We start from the raw sequence: 20,931 nt of genomic DNA on the forward strand, positions 1-20,931 counted from the left end.
TATAATACAAACAGAAAGGGGGCTTTATTTTATGAAACTCGTAGATCTTCACGTTCACTCCACATTTTCCGACGGCACCCTGGCTCCCGCCGAGCTCGCTGCCTGTGCCGCAGGAAAAGGGCTTGCCGCTTTTGCCCTGACGGATCACGATACTATGGAGGGAATCTCAGAGGCCATGACAGCCGCAGAAAAATATGGTATCGAGCTGATTCCCGGAATCGAATTTTCCGCAGCATACCATGCCAGGGATATTCATATCCTGGGACTGGGCCTTAATCCGGAGCAGGAAGACTTCTCCCGATTATTAAGAAGCTTTCAGAAAAGCCGGGAAGCACGAAATGAAGAAATGGCAGATCGGCTGCGCCGCATGGAAGGCTTTGATATTACACTCCCTAAGCTTCAGGAGACCTATAAAAGCTCTGTCCTTACCCGTGCCCATTTCGGGCGCTGGCTCTTTGAACAGCATTATGTAACCTCCATATCCGAAGCCTTTGCCCGTTATATCGGTGAAGGCTGCCCCTGCTTTGTTCCCAAAAAGCTTTCCTCCCTCGATCAGTCCATCCACGGAATCTTGGACGCAGGAGGCATCCCGGTTCTGGCTCATCCCCTGCTGTATCATATGCCGGATCCGGAGCTCAGAGCACTTATTCGGGAGCTTAAGGGATCAGGCCTGAAAGGAATCGAAGCCATTCACTCCTCCAATTCCGGAAATGACGAGCGAAATCTGCGCCTATTGGCACAAGAGATGGGCCTTTCCATCTCCGGCGGTTCTGATTTTCACGGAAAAAATAAGCCGCTGATCCAGATGGGCAGCGGCAAAGGGAATCTTCAAGTTCCTTATGACATATGGGAGAATCTGAAAAACAAAGGGGCGGAATCATTGTAAGCCCACATGGGCCCCATCCCGGACAGGCAGTTTACTCACCAAAACATGATAGGATATGGTGACGCAGACCGCACTGAACAGCCATGCGGTGGGCTCAGCAAAAAACAAGCCAAACTCGCCCATAATGCTCGGAAGGAATACCGCAACCGATATACGTCCCACACACTCCAAAATGCCTGCAATCATTGGAATGACTGTATTTCCCATTCCCTGCAGAGCAGACCGGTATACATGCAGAGCATAAAGGATAATCAGCGTTACACTCATAATAGTAAGATACTGATAGGACATCTCAAGCACCGTGGATGCATCGGCGTCTGCGGATGAGATAAACATCATCAGCAAATATTTGCCCCACAGCAGCATTCCAATCGTAATGGATATTGCAAATACTATGGAAAGCTTCATCGCACTCTTTATTCCTCTTTGGATCCTTTCCAGATTACGGGCTCCCCAATTCTGCCCTATATAGGTTGCTGTTGCAAAACCGATAGAAATAGCCGAGCTTTCCAACAAACCATACAATTTATTCGTTGCCGTAAAAGCCGCAACAAACAGAGACCCAAAACCATTGATCACAGATTGAAGAAAGATGCCTCCGGCGACAATGGCAACATGAGAAAGAGCCAAAGGCATTCCAAGCTTCAGCAGTCTCTTTATCACAGTTCCATCCGCTCTCCAGTCCTCCCGTTCCATATTCACTGCCGGAATTTTCCCAATCATCCGCAGACAGTAAAGGAAAGCAATCAACTGAGCAATAATCGTAGCTGCCGCAGCTCCTACAATTCCCCAATGAAATCCCATAACCAGAAGCAGATCCAGACCGATATTCACAGCCGCCGCAATTATCATACCAATCAAGGGCGTTTCTCCATCACCGAAAGCACGCAATATGGCCGAGACCATATTATACGCCATTACAATCAGGGTGCCTGCATACATCACTGTCACATAGGAATGGGCACCGTCAAAAATGTCTTCCGGCGTTTTCAGCAAATGAAGCATAAGCTTTGCCAAAAAGGGAAAAATCACAGAAATCAGCGTACCGATTACCACACATAAAATTGCAGACATGGCAATGGATTTTCGAATGCTTTTCTCATTTCCCTCTCCGATATTCTGCGTAATTAAGACCGCAAAGCCCTGTGTCAAAAACTGCACCGGCCAGAGTACCAGCCAATAGATCCAGTCTGTTGCTCCAAGGGATGCCAGGGCATTAAGCCCTACTCCCTGTCCTACAATCACCGTATCCGTAATCATATATAACTGCTGGCCCAGGTTTCCCAAAATAAGCGGCAGCGCAAATGAAAAAATCAGCTTTGTGGGATTTCCCTGTGTCATGTCCTTTACTCTGCTGCCCTTCTCCTTGTGACCGGCCATACGCTTTCCAATGCCCAGAAACCGCATCTTTATATTCCTCTCTTTCCTTGACATATGTAAATTGAATAAATATAATAATAATGTCAAAAAATAAATTTGTATATAATTATAGTCCAAAATATTATAATTATAATTTCAACTCAGGAGAGGTTTCATGCAGGCAGGCCCGGTTAAGACAGATGAACATTTAAGGGAGATTATTGATTACAAAGACGCTTCCTTCCCTTTGGATATCTGGAAGGATGTATACGGGAGCTTTATGGACCGCACCTTGAACTGCCACTGGCACAATGCTTTTGAATTTGGAATACTCACGGAAGGGAATCTGGATTTTTATACAGGCGAAACCTGCCTGAAGCTTATGAAGGGAGACTGTATCTTTGTCAATTCCAATGTACTTCATATGGCAAAGCAGACCAGCCTTCGGGAAAATGCCGTTATGATCGGCGTAGGCTTTCCCGCCACCCTTTTTCCCGGTGGAAATGCATTTCACAAATATTTCCAATCTGTTATTCGGATGCCTATTGAGGGTTTTCGGATAGAAACCGCCAATTCTTACTATCCTAAAATATCTCAGACAATTAGAGATATCTGCGGGCTTCAGGAAAGGGATTATGGTTTTGAACTTCGCTGCTTCAGTCTGGTCAGTCAGCTTTGGCTTTATACGTTGGATTATATATCCGAAGAAACTCACTCCTTTGTCATAAAAGCTGCTGCCCATCACCATAGCGATACAGTTAAGAAAATGATTGCCTACATACAGGAGCACTTTTCTGAGAATATCACCATTCGGGATCTTACGAATTACACCCATGTGAGCCGAAGCGAATGCTTCCGCTCTTTTCACCGATATACCGGTAAGAAGCCTATGGAATATATCAATGAGTATCGTTTAATCCAGGCTGCCAATTTATTAAAGGAGACGAATCTATCCATCTCTGAAATCGGCAATTCCTGCGGGTTTTGCAGCTCCAGTTATTTTGGAAAGCTGTTTAAAGAAAAATATGGTGTTACGCCTCTTGGGTATAGAAAAGGGGATGTCTTATTTCCCGACACCCCCAATAAACAGGGCTTTTTTTCTATCGTGGATTCCCCATAAAGAACAGTGCCATCGTACCAGGGCCGGAATGGGCGCCGATGGTAGGTCCCACATAATTGATGATAAAGGTCTCCACTCCAAAACGCTCCCGCACCAGCTTTTCCACATGCTGGGCATCCTCCAGACAATCCCCATGGCTGATGAATACCTCCGGATTCTCAAAACCCTGAATCTGCTCGCCCATCCGTTCCACCAGAGATGTCAGGGATTTCTTTCTTCCCCGAACCTTTCCGATGGCAATGAGATGCCCCTCATTATCTACATGGAGAATGGGTTTGATATTAATCATGGTGCCCAAAATAGCCGTGGCCTTAGATACCCGGCCGCCCCGATGGAGATGGAACAGATCATCCACGGTAAAGTTATGGCAAACCTCCAGCTTATGCTTTTCCACCCAGGCCGCCACCTCTTCCAAAGATTTTCCTGCTTCCTTAAGCTTAACTGCTTTGTGTACCAGAAGCCCCTCGCCCAAGGAAGCACTTAGAGAATCCAGAACAACCAGCTTCCGATCCGGGAACTTTCCCTCCTCTTTCAGCTCCTTTGCCGCAATTCTCGCACTGTTATAAGTTCCGCTAAGTCCTGAAGAAAAGGCAATATAAAGTACATCCTTTCCCTGATTAAGGCAGGCCGTGAATGCCTCCTTTGCCTGTTCCGGGTTCACCTGAGAAGTGGTAGGCATAGAACCGTTCCGCATTCGGCTGTAGAACTCCGCTTCCTCTAACGGATGATTTCTGTCATAAGTCTCTCCATCCAAAATGTAACTTAGAGACAGAATCTCCAATTCATGCTCCCGAATGTAATTCTCCGGCAGATCTGCCATATTGTCCGTCATAATTATATAATTGTTCATCCTATGCCTCCTATTGTAAGTTCCGCAGCTTCCCTAATAGTTCCCTAATATCTTCATATTCAATGCTTCCTCCTTAATCCCCCTGAGAGCATTCTTGACGGCACTGTCATTTAGATTTCCTTCAAAGTCCACAAAGAAATGATACTCCCAATTTTTCTCCGCTATGGGCCTTGACTCAATCCGGCACATATTCAGGTTATTGAAAATAAAATGAGACAGCACATTGTAAAGACAGCCGCTCTCATGGCTTACCTCAAAGCAGATGCTCACCTTTCCCGCATCCTTCCGAAATATCCTCTGATTGGTTACAATAAGGAAACGAGTGGAATTTTGCCCGCTGAAGTTGATCTGCTCCTTCAAAACCTTCAGTCCATGCTGTTTGCCTGCCAGAGTGCTTGCAATAGCCGCCTGGGTCTTGTCTCCGTCCTCCGCCACCTTCTGGGCGGCTACCGCCGTATTGAGAAGACTGATTTGCTGCCACTGACGATTTTCATCCAGATATTTGGCGCACTGCATCAAGCCTTGGGGATGAGAATAGACGGTGCGTATATCGGAAAGCCGGGCATCCGGTGTTCCAAGAAGAGCATGGCTAATAGTCATCACCTGTTCCCCTACAATATAATTGTCAAATTCCTGAAGGAGATCGTAGTTATCATTTACAATCCCGGCCGAAGAATTCTCAATGGGAAGCACCCCATAGTCTGCCATACCCTCCGCAATCGCTTCCATTGCGTCTCTCCAGCGTTCCACATGAAAATGATTCACATCCTCCCCGAAGAACTCAAACATCGCCTGCTGGGCATAGGCTCCCTCTACTCCCTGATAAACCACCCGGACACTCTTCTTTTCCAGCTCGTCCACCATGACAAAAGGAAGACGCCCGATGGCCTGCTGCTCCATACGCTGATACTGGAGCTTCCGGCTCATGGCCATAATCTGGTTATACAATTCCTCCACCCCATGGCTGTTAAACTCATTATGGGTCATGGCCTGTACTGCCTGAATCTTAAGCCTCTCCCGCTCCTTGTCCAAAATCTTCTTTCCCACGGCTACCTTATACTCTGCCACCTCTTCCGAGACGGCCATGCGCTGCTCAAAGAGCTTCACCATCTGCTGGTCAATCTCATCAATCTCTTTTCTCAGTTCCGCCAGATCTCTCATGTCTCTTTTCCTTTCCGCACTTCCTCTATAAGGTCCCCAAGGTAAGACAGGGAACCAAATGCCAGAATCATGCCATCCTTATCCGCATAGCCCTTTGCCAGTTGTACCGCTTCCCGAATGCTTTGGGCGGCTTCCACCTCTGAGTTATACTGCTTCACTGTCTCTGCCAGCTTTTTTGCCGGCAGGGCTCTTGGATTATTCGGTGTCATGACCGTCACAATCCGCTCCGCCTCCGGCACCAGGCGGCTCATGATATAATCATACTCCTTGTCCGCCAAAACCCCGATAATAAAAACCTTTCGTTTATGGGGAACATAGAGCTTCAATGTCTCCAAAAGCCGATCCGCCGCATCCCGGTTATGCGCTCCGTCCACGATGAAGAGCGGATCTTCATCCACGATGGTAAAGCGGCCAATCCAACGGGTCTTTTCCAGACCTTGTCTTATGGCTTCCTCGGAAACCGGATAGCCCAGATCTCTTAACTCATAGATGACCTCTGCTGCTGCGGCCGCATTTTCAAGCTGACAGCTTCCCAGGATTCCCGGCCTTAGCTTCTTCCAGCCTTTGTAGGTAAAGCTCTGTTCCTCAAAACTCACCTGTCTGTCGGTGATTTCCTCTTCCCGTATCTCATGGTAGGAAGCTCTCTGCTGTCTGCAGGTCGCCTCTAAGACCTTACGCACCTCCGGATTCTGGGCCGTACTCACCACCATGGTATTCGGCTTGATAATGCCTGCCTTGATTTTTGCAATTTCCTCCAGGGTATTCCCCAGGAATCCCATGTGGTCCATGCTGATAGAGGCAAATGCCGAAATCAGGGTGGTTTTTACCACATTTGTAGCGTCGGTCAAACCGCCCATACCGGTTTCCAGCACTACGATGTCACAGTTCATTTCCTGAAAATACAGAAATGCCATGGCTGTCTCCACCTCAAAGGCCGTAGGATGAGCCAGGCCCTCGGCCAGCATCTCCTGCCCCTTTTCATAGATCCGCTGTGCCAGCCTGGCAACCGCCTCCTCAGAAATATATTCTTCATTTACCTGAATCCGCTCCCGATATTCAAAAATCGTAGGAGAAATATACCTTCCTACCCGATAGCCTGCTTCCTTTAATATGGTAGATACATAGGCCAGTATGGAGCCCTTGCCGTTGGTTCCGGCAATATGTACAAACTTCAAATCATCCTGAGGATTCCCAAGCCGGTTAAGCAGCTCGGTTATTGTGTCTAAACCTAAGATATAGCCGTACTTTGATGTATCGTCAATGAAGGCTCTTGCTTCTTTGTATGTCATTTTTTGTTCCGCCTTTATTCCTTTATCGCATTTCCAGTATATTACACCCTCCGCTTTATTTCAATAGAATTTCTTCCCGGCTTTTGGCGCATACTATCCACATGAAAAATAAATTTATCCTCTGCGGACTTATCGGCTGGTGCCTGGAAATCTTCTGGACAGGCCTCAAATCCTTTCAACGGCGGCAGATGAAGCTCATAGGCCATTCCTCTATCTGGATGTTCCCCATCTACGGAATGGCTGCTTTTCTGGCTCCTGTCTCCCGTTGGATTCAAAAAAAAGGGACGCTGTTTCGGGGGAGCGTCTATGCCTGCGCCATTTTCCTTGGGGAATTCATCACCGGAAGTCTGCTGAAAAAACGTGATATGTGCCCTTGGGATTACAGCAAGGCACGTTGGAACATTGACGGTGTGATCCGTCTGGATTATGCTCCGGTGTGGTTTTTCACCGGACTGCTTTATGAAAAAATCTTCCGGCGGCTGTGAAATGCCCGCAGGAGCTGCCGCAAAATAACGACAGCTCCTGCCAATCTCATTCTTTTCCTTTTTGTGTTGCCGGAACAAGACGAAATCTACCTATGAGTCAAATACCCCGCAGCAAGCTGACGGGGCATCAAGCTTGCAGCACAACAGAGCTGCGGGATATTGGACCCCTGCGACAGTCGCCAAATGGACGTGCAAGCACGTCCGCTTGGCTCGTTGCCCACAGGAATAATTTCCTTTGCTCAAATTCATCCGGCTTACTTAATTTTTCCGCAGTCCCTTTGGATAGTGGTTTTTTACCATTCCGCCTGCCTGCTTCCCCCAGCCCAGAGAATATCCGTCCACCAGCATAAGCTGCCAGCCCTTCTCTCCGGATTTCTCAAAAACCGCCCCTTTCAGATACTCCTGCGCTTCCTGTACATTCAATAAACAGCAATGAACTGCTTCCTGATGCTTCAATGCCAAAGCCAGTGCATGAGCCGGCTCGAATCGGTTCTTTTTCACTGTTCCCAAGTGAAGTCCGGCTCGCAGCACCTTTAAACCCTTTAATGGGAATGCCTGAGGCAAAAGATATAGCTGTTCGCCAAACAACGCCGGAATTCCCTCAAATTCACAGTCCAAAGAATCCTTCTCAAATTCTTTGTAAAGCTTCCATATATTACGTTCAACTGTCTGCATCTTCCAGGAAAATTCTCTGGAAGGTGCCTCTCCATTCTTTTTAAGAATTGCTATAAAATGCCCTTCTCCTTCCAGGCAATGGGGCCAAAGGCGGAAAGTATCTTTTGTCTCTGGCCGGGCGTCAATCCACTCTGGTCTTCCTTTTGAAAAGCTGTCACAGGCTAATACCTTTTTCACCGAAAATTCCGGACAATCATCCAGAAAAGTACTGATGCTCCCCTCATTTTCCTCTGGTGAAAAAGTACAGGTAGAATATACCAATATACCGCCTGGCCGCAGCATACCCGCTGCTGCATGAAGAATCTCTCTTTGGCGTCCAGCACATATAGACACATTTTCAAGACTCCACTGCAAAGCCGCCTGCTGCTCCTTCCGAAACATTCCCTCGCCGGAGCAGGGGGCATCCACAACAATCCGATCAAAGAACCCAGGAAAGCGCTCTGCCAAACGCTCTGGCTTCTCATTGGTAACTATGCAGTTCCGAATTCCCATGCGTTCCACATTGGAAGAAAGAATCTTAGCCCGTGCAGGATGAATCTCATTGGATACAAGAAGCCCTTCCCCTTTCATAGACGCTGCCAAATGAGTTGTCTTGCCGCCTGGCGCAGCACAGAGATCCAGCACTCGTTCTCCCGGCCTGGCATTGGCAAGAGCTCCCACTGCCATGGCACTTGGCTCCTGGATATAGTAGAGACCTGCCTCGTGATAGGGATGCTTCCCGGGCCTGGCATCTTTCCCATAATAAAAACCAGTGTCTGCCCATGGAACCGGACGCAGGTCAAAGGGGCTAAGCGCTACAAATTCTTCTCGGGTTATCTTCAGAGGATTTACTCTGAGAGCCAAAGCCTGTTCCCGATCCCAACTCTCTAAAAACGCCTCACATTCTTCTCCCAAAAATTGTTCCATCCGCACCTTAAATTCTTGTGGCAGAGTCATGATCCCTTTTCCTTTCAGTATTTTTCCAAAACTCTATTTTTCTTCACACACCTGGAAAATATAAAACTTCAGATAATACGATTCATCTGCCGCCCACAAAATGGGATGATCCGGTGCCTGGGTGCGGTATTCTACCTGCCGCAGGCGCTTATGAACACTTTTTGCCGCCTGATGAATTGTCTGGGTAAACAGCTCATAAGTCATAAAATGCGAACAAGAACAGGTAACCAGAAATCCGCCGTCCTTCACCAGCTTCATACCACGCATATTAATCTCCCGATAGCCTTTGATCGCATTTTTTAGAGAACTGCGGGACTTGGTAAATGCCGGCGGGTCTAAAATTACCACATCATAACACTCTCCTTCGGCTTCCAGTTTTGGAAGCAGATCAAAAACATCGGCACAAAGAAATTGTATCCTATCTTCCAGATGGTTCAATGCCGTATTCTTACGAGCCTGTTCCACGCCCAGTTCCGAAGCATCCACACCCAAAACCTCTTTGGCTCCGGCTATTCCTGCGTTCAGCGCAAAGGAACCTGTATGGGTAAAGCAGTCCAATACTCTTGCTTCTTTACAGAGTTTCTGCACAGCCAGCCGATTGTATTTCTGATCCAGAAAAAAACCTGTCTTTTGTCCATCCCGCACATCCACCAGATAGCGAACGCCATTTTCCTGAATTTCCACATTGGTGTCAAAAGCTTCCCCAAGAAAGCCCTTGTACCGCTCCATACCCTCTTTTTCTCGCTCCTTAGCATCACTCCGCTCATAAATGCCCCGAATAAAAATTCCGTCTTCTTCCAAAATCTCTTTCAGAAGCCGTACCAAACTCTCTTTCATTCGTTCAATTCCAAGCGCTAAGGACTGAATTACCAACACATCAGAAAACTTGTCCGCCACAAACCCCGGCAGAAAATCTGCTTCTCCAAAAACAAGACGACAGCTGCTTGTATCCACGGTATGCTTCCGATAGTCCCAGGCATTCTGAAGACGCATCTGTAGAAATGCTTCATCTATTTCCTGATCTTTTCTTCGGGTCATCATACGAACTCTGATTTTGGAGTGGGTATTAATAAAACCTCGTCCCAGACAATACCCGTCAAAATCATGAACCAGTACCAAATCTCCATCTGTAAAGCTTCCCATAACAGAAGCAATCTCATTATCATATATCCACAGGCCGCCTGCTTTAAAAGCTCGGCCCTCACCCTTCTTCAGGGTTACTGCTGCATGCACCATGAGTTAATCCTCCACACCATTTCTGGCACAGATATCTTTTACACAGCATTTATCACAGTAGGGCTTGGTTCTGGCTGTGCACACATCTCGTCCGTGATATACCAGACGATGACAGAAGCCGCTCCCTTCTTCTGGAGGTATCAGTTTCCAAAGAGCCATTTCTACCTTTTTAGGATCCTTGCAGTTGTCTATAAGGCCCATGCGGTTTGTCAAACGAATGCAATGGGTATCTGTGACAATGGCCGGCTTTCCAAACACATCACCCATAATGAGGTTTGCGCTTTTCCGCCCCACACCAGGCAGTTTTAGAAGCTCTTCAAAGGTATTTGGTATATTTCCTCCATACTGTTCCATCAGAATCTTCATGCAGGCACTGATATCTTTTGCCTTGCTATGGCCCAGACCACAAGGTTTTACAATAGCTTCAATATCCTCCGCCGGCGCTTCTGCCAAAGCTTTTACATCCGGATATTTTTTATAGAGATCCTTTACTACCACATTTACCCGGGCATCTGTACATTGGGCGGCCAGGCGCACACTCACCAACAGCTTCCATGCCTGATTATAATCCAGGGTACAGCCGGCATCCGGATATTCCTTTTTCAGCCTGTCAATCAGCTCTAATGCCAGTTCTTTTTTTGTCATAATCATTTCCTTCCTCTGATACTTTTGCAATTGTTTTCATTATATAATGTTGCTGATGCACTTTCCAGTATTTTTTACAGAATGCTGTTTCAATTTCTCTTCAAATCCTCAATCAGACTTAGCTTCTTTGCAGCAGATACGGTAAAGGCAGGCAATATATCTCCTTCCTCACTATACTTTTTTTGCTTTTTATGATAAATTTAACTGAGAAACATCCGCATCTTCTGAAATTATAAGGATCCTGCGGAACAAGTAGTCCGTACTACTAGAATAAACTCTGGAACAGGAGGCACCCAAGTTTGAAAAACAAAACTACTCGATTTTTAACCATCAGCCTGATTTCTGTGTCCATTCTCTGCGTTTTCGTCTTCACCTCCCTGGCCGCCCGGATGAATGGGCGAGGTGCCAAGACCATCCAGGAAATCGGCGAAATCTACATGGCCGGCATGGGCAAGCAGGTGGACACACACTTCAAAACCATCATCGAGCTTCGTCTCTCCCAGGTAGGAGCACTGGTAGATTCCGTTCCTCCGGCAAGCTCTGAGGTAGACACCTCTGCGCTGGTATCCTTGACCTACAACGCAAGAGCCAGGGGCTTTGACTATCTGGCTTTCTATACCAATGACGGCCTCTTCGACATGATCTACGGCTCCCAGGTGACGCTGACTGACCCGGAGGCATTTCATAAGTCCTTAAGCAATGGAGCGAGCAAGGTAGCTGTAGGAACCGACATCCAGGGAAATGATATCATACTTATGGGAATTCCTGCTGCCTACAGCCTGGATAACGGAACAAGCTGTCTGGCACTGGTGGCCGGTCTCCCCAGCAGTTACATAGGGGAAACCCTGGCCCTTAACATGGACGATCCCATGATCAACTACTCTGTCATCCGCTGGGACGGCAGCTTCATCATTCATGGAAATGGTGTGGAAGGAGAAAATTATTTTGACCGTATTCGGGAGCTCTATGACAATACCCCTGAAAAAAATGTTCAGCAATACCTGAATGAGATCCAGGCTGCCATGGAGCTCAATCAGAAATACGCTGCCACCATCTCCATTGAGGGAGAACGACGAAACCTCTACTGCACCAAACTGCCCGATTCCGAATGGTATCTGCTTCTGTCTATGCCCTACGGCGCACTGGACGAATCCATCGACAAGCTTGGATATCAGTGGAACATATCCGCTCTTGGAAGTTGTCTTCTGGTCCTCGGCGCCCTGCTGCTCGTATTTGTAGGATATTTCCGGCTGACAAAAAAGCAGCTTTATGCTCTGGATGCTGCCCGCAGAACCGCTGAACAGGCCAACAAAGCCAAAAGCGAATTTCTATCCAATATGAGCCATGATATCCGCACCCCCATGAACGGCATTGTGGGAATGACGGCCATTGCCTCTGCCAACATTGAAAATACCCAGCAGGTACAGCATTGCCTAAAGCAGATCACCGCTTCCAGCCGCCACCTCCTGGGGCTTATCAATGATGTTCTGGATATGTCCAAGATCGAGAGCGGCAAAATGACATTGAATATTGAACAGATCTCCCTAAAAGACATTATGCAGGGCATTGTAAATATCATGCAGCCCCAGATCCGGGAAAAACGACAGTATTTCAATGTCTATATACAGGATATTTCCGTAGAAAATGTATGCAGCGACAGCCTCAGGCTTAACCAGATCCTTCTGAATCTTCTGGGCAATGCCGTCAAGTTCACTCCTGAGGGCGGAAGCATTCAAGTAGTGCTCTATGAGGAACCTTCCCCTCTGGGCAGCCACTACATCCGCACTCATCTGCGTGTAAAAGACAACGGAATCGGCATGACAAAGGAATTTCAGAGCAAAATCTTTGAATCCTTCATCCGCGAGGACAATGCCCGGGTTCAGAAAACTGAGGGCGCCGGCCTTGGCATGTCCATTACCAAATATATTGTGGACGCTATGGGCGGTACCATTGCGGTAGACAGTGCTCCCGGAAAGGGTACGGAATTCCACATTACTCTGGATATGGAAAAGGCCATTGACCAGGACGGAGACATGATTCTTCCCAACTGGAACCTTCTTATTATAGACGATGATGAGATGGTCTGCGAAAGCGCCGTAACCTCCCTGAAATCTCTGGGCGTTTGGGCGGACTGGGCAGCCGACGGGGACACGGCCCTGCAAATGGTGGAAAAACGCCAGGCTCAGAATCAGAATTACCATATCATTCTTCTAGACCGGACACTGCTTCAGACAGACAGTCTGAACACAGCCCGCCGGCTTCGGGAACATTGCGGCAATGAGGTGCCTATCCTTCTCATATCCGCCGGGGATCGAAGCGATCTGACCTTCGATGCTGTTGAAGCAGGAATCAGCGGTTTTATTGCCAAGCCCTTGTTCCGCTCTACCCTGTTTTTCGCCCTTCGCCAGTTTGCTGAGGGGGAAACACACAGAGAGGAAGATGAGGCACCTGCTTCTGTAGACTTTACCGGAAAGCGTATTCTTCTGGCGGAAGATAACGATCTGAACTGGGAGATAGCCAACGAGCTTCTCTCGGATCTGGGGCTTACCCTGGACTGGGCAGAAAATGGGAAGCTTTGCCTGGAGAAATTCGAGCGCTCAGATGTCGGCTGGTATGATGCCATCTTGATGGATCTGCGGATGCCTATAATGACAGGCTTTGAAGCTACGGAGGCTATTCGCGCCCTTGACAGACCGGATGCAGGCACCATTCCTATTCTGGCTATGAGTGCTGATGTATTTGCCGACGATATCAAACACTGCCTTGACAGCGGTATGAACGCTCATATGGCTAAGCCGATTGATGTGGAAGAGGTTGCCCGTCTACTTGAACAATATATAAAGTAATATTTCAATCCTTAAGAAAGGAAAGGTGCTCCTATGAAAAACAAATTAGGATTGGTACTGATTATTTTTTCCCTGACTGTGTTTCTCATTCTCTGTCTCAGCCTTGCATCCTGCCAAACCGTTCCTGGCGCAAGTGCCTCTGACAGCCAGACAGAAAGCCGGGAAGCTGCTGCCTCTGCCGGCCATTCCGAAAAGGAACCAGACCTTACTGAAATCTCTCTGTGGACCTATCCTATCGGCAACTGGTCCAATTCTACCATGGTTGCAAGTCTGTTGGCCGATTTTAACAAGCAGTATCCCCACATTCGGGTTTCTGTGAAATATCTGGATTACAACACCGGCGACAGCCTTATGGAAGACGCTATCGCAAAGGGGCAAGCCCCAGATATTGTCTTTGAAGGTCCTGAGCGCCTGTGTGCCAACTGGGGCGACAGAGGTCTTATGGCGGATCTCTCCCAGCTTTGGTCCTCCAGCTCTGCCAGTCAAATCTATGATCATGTTCAGACTGCCTGTCAGTCAGAAAATGGAGCTTATTATATCTTTCCCGTCTGCGAAAGCGCTCACTGCATGGCGATTCATCACGATTTATTTGAAGCAGCCGGAGCACTTCAGTATCTGGATGAGGAAACTCACACCTGGACCACGGAAGGTTTTATCAAGGCGGTTGCTGCACTTAAGGAATATGGCGTAGAACAGGTGGGAGCCGTCTACTGCGGCGGCCAGGCAGGAGATCAAGGTACCAGGGCTCTGGTGAATAATCTTTACGGCGGCTCTTTTACAGACCCCGAGCACAGCTATTACACCATCAATACACCGGAGAATATTGAGGCTCTGCAGCTTTTATATGATTTGGAAGGGATTGATTTTGCACCGGATATGACTGGTGCCGATGAGGTAAAGCGCTTCTCCAGTGGAGATCTGGCTATGACCTTTTGCTGGAATGTGGCTAGAGAGATCAACGAAACCCTGGTAAATCCCGATCTTAATTTTGATGTGTTCCCCATGGCCTTTCCCTCTCCCACTGGCGTTCCTGTTTTAGAGGGCGGCATCTGGGGCTTTGGAATCTTTGACAATGGCGATGCCGCACGGATAGAGGCTGCCAAGACCTTTGTGGATTTTATGACTGGAACGGACAGCCAATACGCCAAAACAGTTCTTTCCACCACCTACTGGCCCGTGCGTCCCATGGAGGATCTCTATGTCAATGACCGGCTTATGACAGAATATGGAACTTTCACCCAGTATATGAGCGATTACCATCAAATAACCCCCGGCTGGACGGAGGCACGTACCGCATGGTGGAAGATGCTTCAGGAAATTGGCTCCGGAGGCGATATTGAAGCTGCTGCAAAAGCCTTTGATGATACCGCAAATGAATCTGCCGGCCATATTCAAACTGAGTAATTTTGATTGTTAATAATAAATAGTTTTTTAAAATAGCCCCTAGTCAGATACCGGGGGCTATTTCAATCATCATTTTTCTAAAATTTTTTAATTCCTTCTCAACGCCTCAATCGGACTTAACTTCGCCGCTTTCCTGGCCGGATAGATTCCAAAGAAAATACCCACGCAAGAAGAAAAGAAAGTTGCCAGAATAATCGTTGAAATGCTGATCCTGGCAGGGAAGCCCAGCATGGGCAGAGAACAGATGGCCTTGGCTCCCATAATTCCCAGGACAATGCCTATGATACCGCCCATGGCCGTAATAATGGCGGATTCTGAGAGGAACTGCATCATAATAGACCGGGTTCTGGCGCCCAGAGCCTTTCGGATGCCGATCTCCCTGGTCCGCTCGGTTACGGATACCAGCATAATGTTCATAACACCGATGCCGCCTACCAGCAGGGCAATGGCCGCAACAAATGCGATAAAGGCAGTCAGCATATCCAGCACATCCGTGATCATTTTAATCTGGCTCTCCGCATCCTCCACATAGAATTTATCCTCCCCCTGGACCTGATAACGCCGCTCCAGAAGACTTACAACCTCACTGCTGACAGCTATGCTGCTGTAGCCGCTGTCCGCTATGACAAAAATACCATAAAAATCCTCTAAAATATAACCAAATGCATAGTTGGCCGTATAGGGCATGTAAAGGGACACCCGGTTGGAGTTGTACATCATGCTGTTCACAAGGCCGCTCTCTTCCGTCTGCTCCTCCTTGATAACGCCGATCATGGTGATCTCCTGAGTTGTGTCGTATATAGTGGCCTCCACGCTCATTCCCACCACATCGTCCGTTCCGAACAGCTTCCGGGCATCATTTTCACCTATAACCGCCACCAGGTTCATGGCCTCCACATCGGAATCCGTAAAATAACGGCCGTATTTCATCTCCGGATTGTGGGTATATTTCACATCCTCCGTTCCGGTGGTAATTCCCACATCAAATTCAATATCTCTGGGAGAAATCAGCTTTCCGGACATACTGTCATTCGGCGTTACGCCCTTGACGCCCTCCACCCCTTTGATTGCCTCCAGATCCTCCGGCGTCAGATAAATCAAGTCACTGTCTCCATAAGCGCCGCTGATGTATATCTGACCTCCTGCAACGGCATTCAGCTGATCTCCAATCTCTCCTTTGGCTCCCTGTCCGATGGACATAATCATAATTACGGAAGAAATACCGATGATGATTCCAAGCATGGTCAGAATGGAGCGGCCCTTGTTGGCCCGGATATTATCCACAGCCATTTTCAAATATTCCAGTAATTGTGCCATCCCTATTCCTCCATAGGCGTAACTCTCATGCCCTCTTCCAGCATCATGCCGGTTGTATTGCGGATTACCTTATCTCCGGCATTTAAGCCTGATTGAATCTCAATTTCCATGGAGGAAGCAAGGCCGGTTACCACATCTCTTCTGACAACAACGCCGTTCTCGTCAACCACATAGCAGAAGCTTCCGTCCATACCCGTGTTGACTGCCTCCACCGGAACCACAATCACATTCTCTACCTTACGGCCGCTGATTATTACCTTAGCCTCCAGTCCCAGGTAAATGTTATCGTCCGGATTGTCAATATGTATCTCGGCGCTGACCACCGGTGTTCCCTTGCTGTTCTCCGCCGCCAGACGGCTCAGCTTGCTCACCTCTCCGGTGTAGGTTTTTCCTGCCAGACTGATCTCAGCGCTCTGGCCTACCTCCAGCTTTTCCAGGTCAAACCGTGTCACGGACATGTCAACAATAACATCTTCATTGCTTGCTACGGTAAAGAGACTGCCGCCCTTCGCCGCCGGTCCGCCGGATACGGCTGCTACCTCCGTCACAACACCGGAGAATTCCGCCTGGATTCCGGCCTTGCCCTCATTGATCTCATCCTTGGTCATCTGAGCGTTGAGACTGCTTAGATTATTATTGGCTGACAGCTCATTTCTTGCCGCAGAGGTCAGTCTGGAGGCATCCGTAGAATCCTTGATTCCTTCTTCCTTGGCCTTGTTGGTCTGAAGCTTTTCCAGGTTCTCGGTGGAATCCTTTAAGCGATCCTGATATTTGTTCAGCTTTTCGTTGATTTCATTTAAGGCGCCCTGCTCTTCCCGGATTTTCTGGAGAGCGGCATCACGGATTGCGGTCTGCTCTTGGATCACTTTTTCCGCATTTGCCTTTACACCCTCCCATTTTGCCTTTTCCTGTGTCAGATCCGGGGTGGAAGGAGCTGTTGGTGCAGTTGGTGCAGCAACCGGATCTGCCCCTGCATCTGACGCAGGGGCCGAGCCGTCGGCTGAAGCCGCTTCCGGGGCTGCTGACGGAGCCGTATCCATACTTGCAGTCGATGCTCCCATTGCCTCCAACTCCTGCAGCTTCTTTTTCGCTTCCGCCAGGTCTGCCTGTGCTTGGTCGATTTTGGCCTGCGCATCCGCAACTATGGCCTGCTGTTCGCCAATCACCATAGAGGAAGCGGCCTGCTTTTCCGTATACTCGGTAATCCGATCCTGCACATGCTCATTCTCGTTCTTCTCGTCCTCCACCTGTTGCTCAAGAACGCCCAATGCAGCAGAGGAACGGTTGTATTCGGATACATTTTTATTATCTCTCGTAATCGCATCCTGATAGCCATAGCCTGCGGCACTTCCTGTCAGCTCCGCCTGCCGATAAAGCTCATCTAATTCCACGGCATCATAGGTCAGCAGCGTAGCTCCTGCCTCTACCGTATCTCCTACCTTAAGGTCGAATTCCGAAACCGTAGCCGACACAGGAGAAAAATACGTCTTAACCCGTTCCGACTTCACGTCGCCGCTGCCCTCAATGGTCTGCTCCACCGTTCCCTGGTAGGCCTCCGCCACGCTTACCACAGGCAATACTTCCGGCGCAAACATCTTCGGCACAATATTCAGGGCCAGAATAACCACCACAATGCCGCCGATGATCAGACGCTTTCTCCGCTTTTTCTTCTGCTCCGGTGTCAGGGGCTCCTTTTCCGGCTTTTCTCCTTTTTCTTTTTGAAAGAAGAACCGCTTCTTCGGCTTTGCACCCAAATCATCCTGTTGGGAATCGTTCCACTCATCCAGAGGGCTTCTCATCCCTATTGCATTTTCCGCTTCCATTGCTTCCTGTTCGTTCTTTTTCCTCTTAAACATTACTGATTCTCCTCATTTTCCATATCTGATTCGATTTTTCCGTCCATAATGCGGATCACCCGTTTTGCCTGAGCCGCAATGCCGTTGTCATGGGTAATCAGAATCACCGTTCTGCCTCCCACATACAGTTCTTTTAAAATCTGTAAAATCTCCTTGCTGGAGGCCGAATCCAGATTACCCGTAGGCTCATCGGCCAGTATCACCGGGGGCTTCGCCGCAATTGCTCTGGCAATGGCCACCCTCTGCTGCTGTCCGCCGGACATTTCGTTGGGTCTGTGATTCAGACGATGGGAAAGGCCCACGATTTTAAGGGCATCCACTGCCAGCTTGTGCCGTTCCCGTTTGCCCACGCCACGGTATATCAGCGGAAGCTCCACATTTTCAATGGCAGTCAGATTGCTGATCAGATTAAAGCCCTGAAAGATAAATCCAATCTCCAGATTCCGAATATCCGACTGTTCATCATCCGTAAGCTTGGAAACATCCTTTCCGTTCAGATAATATTTCCCGGAGGTTGGAACATCCAGGCAGCCCAGCATGTTCATCAGTGTGGATTTGCCGGAGCCGGACTGCCCGATAATTGCCACAAATTCTCCCTTGTTAATGGTAAGGCTTACATGGTCCAATGCCCGTACTTCATTTTCGCCGGGATTGTAGACCTTGCATATATCCCTTACCTCTACCAGTGCACTCATACAGCTCCCCTTTCTTATTCCAGTTCCGTAATCCCTTTTCGCTACACCCTAACCTAACCGAAAAGAGATACTGTTTCCGGTTCCGTAAATTTTTTCAATCATTTCCCTTATGTATTACTTGAATAATACAATAACACATCCAGTCATAAGATCAATAGGATTCATAAAATCTTAAGTTTTATTTCTCTATTTCTTCATTTCCAAAGTGTTTTCCTAAAAGCTCTTATTACCAAAATTTATGAGAAGGTTCATCTAATATAACGAAAACGGCTCGTCTTTTTCTTCATATTTTTTCATATATTTTATTAAAACCTGTTTTTAGCATCAGTCCCAAAAGCATTACATAAGGAGATCTCCCATGAAAAAGCTCTTAATCGCCGGTTATGCCGATTCCACTTTAAACTATCAGAATGCCTTTCAAAGGCTGGGCGCTTCCTTTGATACCCTTCCGCCCAAAGCTCCCGGGCACACATCCGACCAGAGGCCTACGGCTCCTCCCCTATCGCTGCCCCGGCTGTCCTACTGTCCCTTTGACTACGACGGTCTTGTTCTTCCCGGCGGCGGGGACATCGCTCCTGCCCTTTTCGGAGCTGCAAACGAGGGCTCCCGTGATATTGATGAACAATTGGATTGCCTTCAGCTTCGGACCCTCAGAGACTTTATACAGGCAGAAAAACCCGTCCTCGGCATCTGCAAGGGCCTCCAAATCATAAATGTCCATTTCGGCGGAACCATCATCCAGGATTTGCCGGAGCACTCACAACTTGTCCATGCATATGCCGCACCGGAGGAAGCCTGCCCTCCCCAACAGGACAAGGACATGTGCCACAAAATGCCGATCGTACGCAAAAACGGAGACAAAATCCACCCCACAAAAGCCGCAGGCGGAACCTTCCCCGAACGGCTTTACGGAAGTGCCCCCACAACTAACAGCGCCCATCACCAGGGCGTAGGCACCGTAGGCGATGGGCTTCTGGTGGCCCAGTACAGCCACGACTTCGTCATAGAAGCCATGTACCACGAACATCTGCCCATCCTGGGCGTCCAGTGGCACCCTGAGCGGATGTGCTTCGAATACGCAGACATCCGCATGGAAGACGGGGCAGTACTGCTTCAGTACTTCCTTTCACTTTTATAACCATGCATCTAAAAAATTTTTATCGCCTTGTCCTGACTATGATTCTGAAAACTCAGACTTTAATGCTTCAAGCAGCCGTTCAGCAATGGGCGTAAAAACCTGATACTTTTTCCATATTAAATATATACTTGTTTCCAGTTTTGGTGTAAGGGGACGAAAGACAAGCCCGCTATCAGGATTCGTATCAATCAAATGCTTAAAGGTTAAAAGATAGCCCAGTCCCTCTTTGACAAAAAGTGAACCGTTATAGGACAAACGAAACGATCCCTCAAGATGTAATTTATCCATATTGCTGCCGCACCATTTAGAAATATCATGATTCCAGCCCTGTTCTGAACAAAACAAGGGAAGTCCAACCAGATCCTCCACACAGATAGCTCTTTTTTCCGCCAGAGGACAGTGGGCGGGTATGACAACTCCCCACAAATCAGCGTCAGGAAATGTTAAATAATGGTATTTTGCAGTATTTGGTTCCTGTGCCAGCACAGCGAAATCAATGATGCCCTTGTCCAGCTTCTCCGTAACCTGTTCCGTATCTCCGCTTGTAATATGATAATGTAGATCCGGATAAGTATCTTTGAATCTCTTAATTGCCCCGGCGAGATGCCTGATCTGGTAAGATTCTGCCAGACCAAAGTAGACATCCCCGCCTAAAACATCATCTAATGCAAGAAATTCCGTCGTAATTTTATCCGCCATTTTCACCAAATCCTCTGCCCGTTTCCGCAGCAAGATACCTTCCTCCGTAAGTTGAATGCTGAAGCTGTGGCGTGTAAACAGCTTTTTCCCCAGTTCCTCTTCCAGTATTTTTAATTGTTTGGATAGCGTAGGCTGGGTAACGTGAAGCAGTTCTGCCGCACGTGTCATATTTTCTTCTCTTGCCACCGCAAGAAAGTATCTCATGGTTCGCAGTTCCATATAGCCTCCCTTGATATTCCTATAATTCATATCATGATATAAAATATAGCCATTAGTGAGATGAAACACAAGAGAATATAATCAAAAAGAGCAAAAAAGAAAGAGAGGTATATGT

At 48.0% G+C, this 20,931-nt stretch carries 17 protein-coding genes; 6 read left to right on the top strand and 11 right to left on the bottom strand.

The annotated features are described in order from the left end of the window. Positions 1 to 31: 31 nt before the first annotated feature. Positions 32 to 886, top strand: a complete 855-nt coding sequence (locus tag VSQ61_RS08580; protein ID WP_334344026.1) for a PHP domain-containing protein — start codon at positions 32 to 34, stop codon at positions 884 to 886. Here the strand turns inward: VSQ61_RS08580 and VSQ61_RS08585 are convergent. Then, positions 878 to 2,293: an MATE family efflux transporter gene (locus VSQ61_RS08585; protein ID WP_334344027.1), complete on the bottom strand. Its 1,416-nt coding sequence runs from the start codon at positions 2,291 to 2,293 to the stop codon at positions 878 to 880. The two genes, VSQ61_RS08580 and VSQ61_RS08585, sit on opposite strands and share 9 nt — an antisense overlap. A gap of 127 nt (positions 2,294 to 2,420) precedes the next feature. Here VSQ61_RS08585 and VSQ61_RS08590 point away from each other — a divergent pair, with 127 nt between their 5' ends. Then, the gene (locus tag VSQ61_RS08590) at positions 2,421 to 3,365 is read left to right on the top strand and encodes an AraC family transcriptional regulator (RefSeq protein ID WP_334344028.1); all 945 of its coding nucleotides are present in this window, start codon (positions 2,421 to 2,423) and stop codon (positions 3,363 to 3,365) included. Here the strand turns inward: VSQ61_RS08590 and VSQ61_RS08595 are convergent. The 3 genes from VSQ61_RS08595 to VSQ61_RS08605 are packed head-to-tail and all read right to left on the bottom strand — an operon-like array spanning position 3,346 to position 6,665. Beyond that, entirely contained in the window at positions 3,346 to 4,215 is an 870-nt protein-coding gene (locus VSQ61_RS08595) for a DegV family protein (RefSeq protein ID WP_334344029.1), read from the bottom strand. The genes VSQ61_RS08590 and VSQ61_RS08595 overlap by 20 nt on opposite strands. 33 nt (positions 4,216 to 4,248) lie before the next feature. Next, the gene (pheA, locus tag VSQ61_RS08600; protein WP_334344030.1) at positions 4,249 to 5,376 is read right to left on the bottom strand and encodes a prephenate dehydratase; all 1,128 of its coding nucleotides are present in this window, start codon (positions 5,374 to 5,376) and stop codon (positions 4,249 to 4,251) included. Next, a complete protein-coding gene (locus VSQ61_RS08605; protein ID WP_334344031.1) occupies positions 5,373 to 6,665 on the bottom strand; it encodes a bifunctional folylpolyglutamate synthase/dihydrofolate synthase in 1,293 nt (430 codons plus the stop codon). Before VSQ61_RS08605 ends, pheA begins: the two co-directional genes overlap by 4 nt. Before the next feature lie 101 nt (positions 6,666 to 6,766). Between VSQ61_RS08605 and VSQ61_RS08610 the strand changes: the two genes are divergently transcribed. Next, the gene (locus tag VSQ61_RS08610) at positions 6,767 to 7,150 is read left to right on the top strand and encodes a putative ABC transporter permease (protein WP_334344032.1); all 384 of its coding nucleotides are present in this window, start codon (positions 6,767 to 6,769) and stop codon (positions 7,148 to 7,150) included. A 258-nt stretch (positions 7,151 to 7,408) separates the two neighbouring features. On the opposite strand, the gene VSQ61_RS08615 is transcribed toward VSQ61_RS08610, so the two are convergent. The 3 genes from VSQ61_RS08615 to VSQ61_RS08625 are packed head-to-tail and all read right to left on the bottom strand — an operon-like array spanning position 7,409 to position 10,642. Continuing rightward, the gene (locus VSQ61_RS08615) at positions 7,409 to 8,761 is read right to left on the bottom strand and encodes an RsmB/NOP family class I SAM-dependent RNA methyltransferase (RefSeq protein WP_334344033.1); all 1,353 of its coding nucleotides are present in this window, start codon (positions 8,759 to 8,761) and stop codon (positions 7,409 to 7,411) included. A gap of 33 nt (positions 8,762 to 8,794) precedes the next feature. After that, a complete protein-coding gene (locus tag VSQ61_RS08620; RefSeq protein ID WP_334344034.1) occupies positions 8,795 to 9,997 on the bottom strand; it encodes a class I SAM-dependent rRNA methyltransferase in 1,203 nt (400 codons plus the stop codon). 3 nt (positions 9,998 to 10,000) lie between these two features. After that, positions 10,001 to 10,642 (bottom strand): endonuclease III domain-containing protein, encoded by a 642-nt coding sequence (locus VSQ61_RS08625; protein ID WP_334344035.1) that lies wholly within the window; start codon positions 10,640 to 10,642, stop codon positions 10,001 to 10,003. Between the two features lie 299 nt (positions 10,643 to 10,941). Here VSQ61_RS08625 and VSQ61_RS08630 point away from each other — a divergent pair, with 299 nt between their 5' ends. Next, entirely contained in the window at positions 10,942 to 13,488 is a 2,547-nt protein-coding gene (locus VSQ61_RS08630; protein ID WP_334344036.1) for a hybrid sensor histidine kinase/response regulator, read from the top strand. A 33-nt stretch (positions 13,489 to 13,521) separates the two neighbouring features. Beyond that, on the top strand, positions 13,522 to 14,892 hold the full coding sequence (locus VSQ61_RS08635; protein WP_334344037.1) for an extracellular solute-binding protein: 1,371 nt from the start codon (positions 13,522 to 13,524) through the stop codon (positions 14,890 to 14,892). Positions 14,893 to 14,979: 87 nt separating this feature from the next. Here the strand turns inward: VSQ61_RS08635 and VSQ61_RS08640 are convergent, their stop codons facing one another. From VSQ61_RS08640 to VSQ61_RS08650, 3 genes are read right to left on the bottom strand one after another with little or no spacing between them, the layout of a single operon-like run. After that, entirely contained in the window at positions 14,980 to 16,209 is a 1,230-nt protein-coding gene (locus VSQ61_RS08640) for an ABC transporter permease (protein ID WP_160568989.1), read from the bottom strand. A gap of 2 nt (positions 16,210 to 16,211) precedes the next feature. Next, positions 16,212 to 18,065 (bottom strand): efflux RND transporter periplasmic adaptor subunit, encoded by a 1,854-nt coding sequence (locus VSQ61_RS08645; protein ID WP_334344038.1) that lies wholly within the window; start codon positions 18,063 to 18,065, stop codon positions 16,212 to 16,214. Next, positions 18,065 to 18,760: an ABC transporter ATP-binding protein gene (locus VSQ61_RS08650; protein WP_334344039.1), complete on the bottom strand. Its 696-nt coding sequence runs from the start codon at positions 18,758 to 18,760 to the stop codon at positions 18,065 to 18,067. The genes VSQ61_RS08645 and VSQ61_RS08650 overlap by 1 nt, the downstream gene beginning before the upstream one ends. Positions 18,761 to 19,118: 358 nt before the next feature. On the opposite strand from VSQ61_RS08650, the gene VSQ61_RS08655 reads away from it, so the two are divergent. After that, a complete protein-coding gene (locus VSQ61_RS08655) occupies positions 19,119 to 19,898 on the top strand; it encodes a gamma-glutamyl-gamma-aminobutyrate hydrolase family protein (RefSeq protein ID WP_334344040.1) in 780 nt (259 codons plus the stop codon). Between the two features lie 36 nt (positions 19,899 to 19,934). On the opposite strand, the gene VSQ61_RS08660 is transcribed toward VSQ61_RS08655, so the two are convergent. Continuing rightward, the gene (locus VSQ61_RS08660; protein WP_334344042.1) at positions 19,935 to 20,816 is read right to left on the bottom strand and encodes a LysR family transcriptional regulator; all 882 of its coding nucleotides are present in this window, start codon (positions 20,814 to 20,816) and stop codon (positions 19,935 to 19,937) included. Positions 20,817 to 20,931: the final 115 nt, after the last annotated feature.

The organism is Candidatus Merdisoma sp. JLR.KK006, assembly GCF_036941035.1.
Taxonomy (GTDB): domain Bacteria; phylum Bacillota; class Clostridia; order Lachnospirales; family Lachnospiraceae; genus Laedolimicola.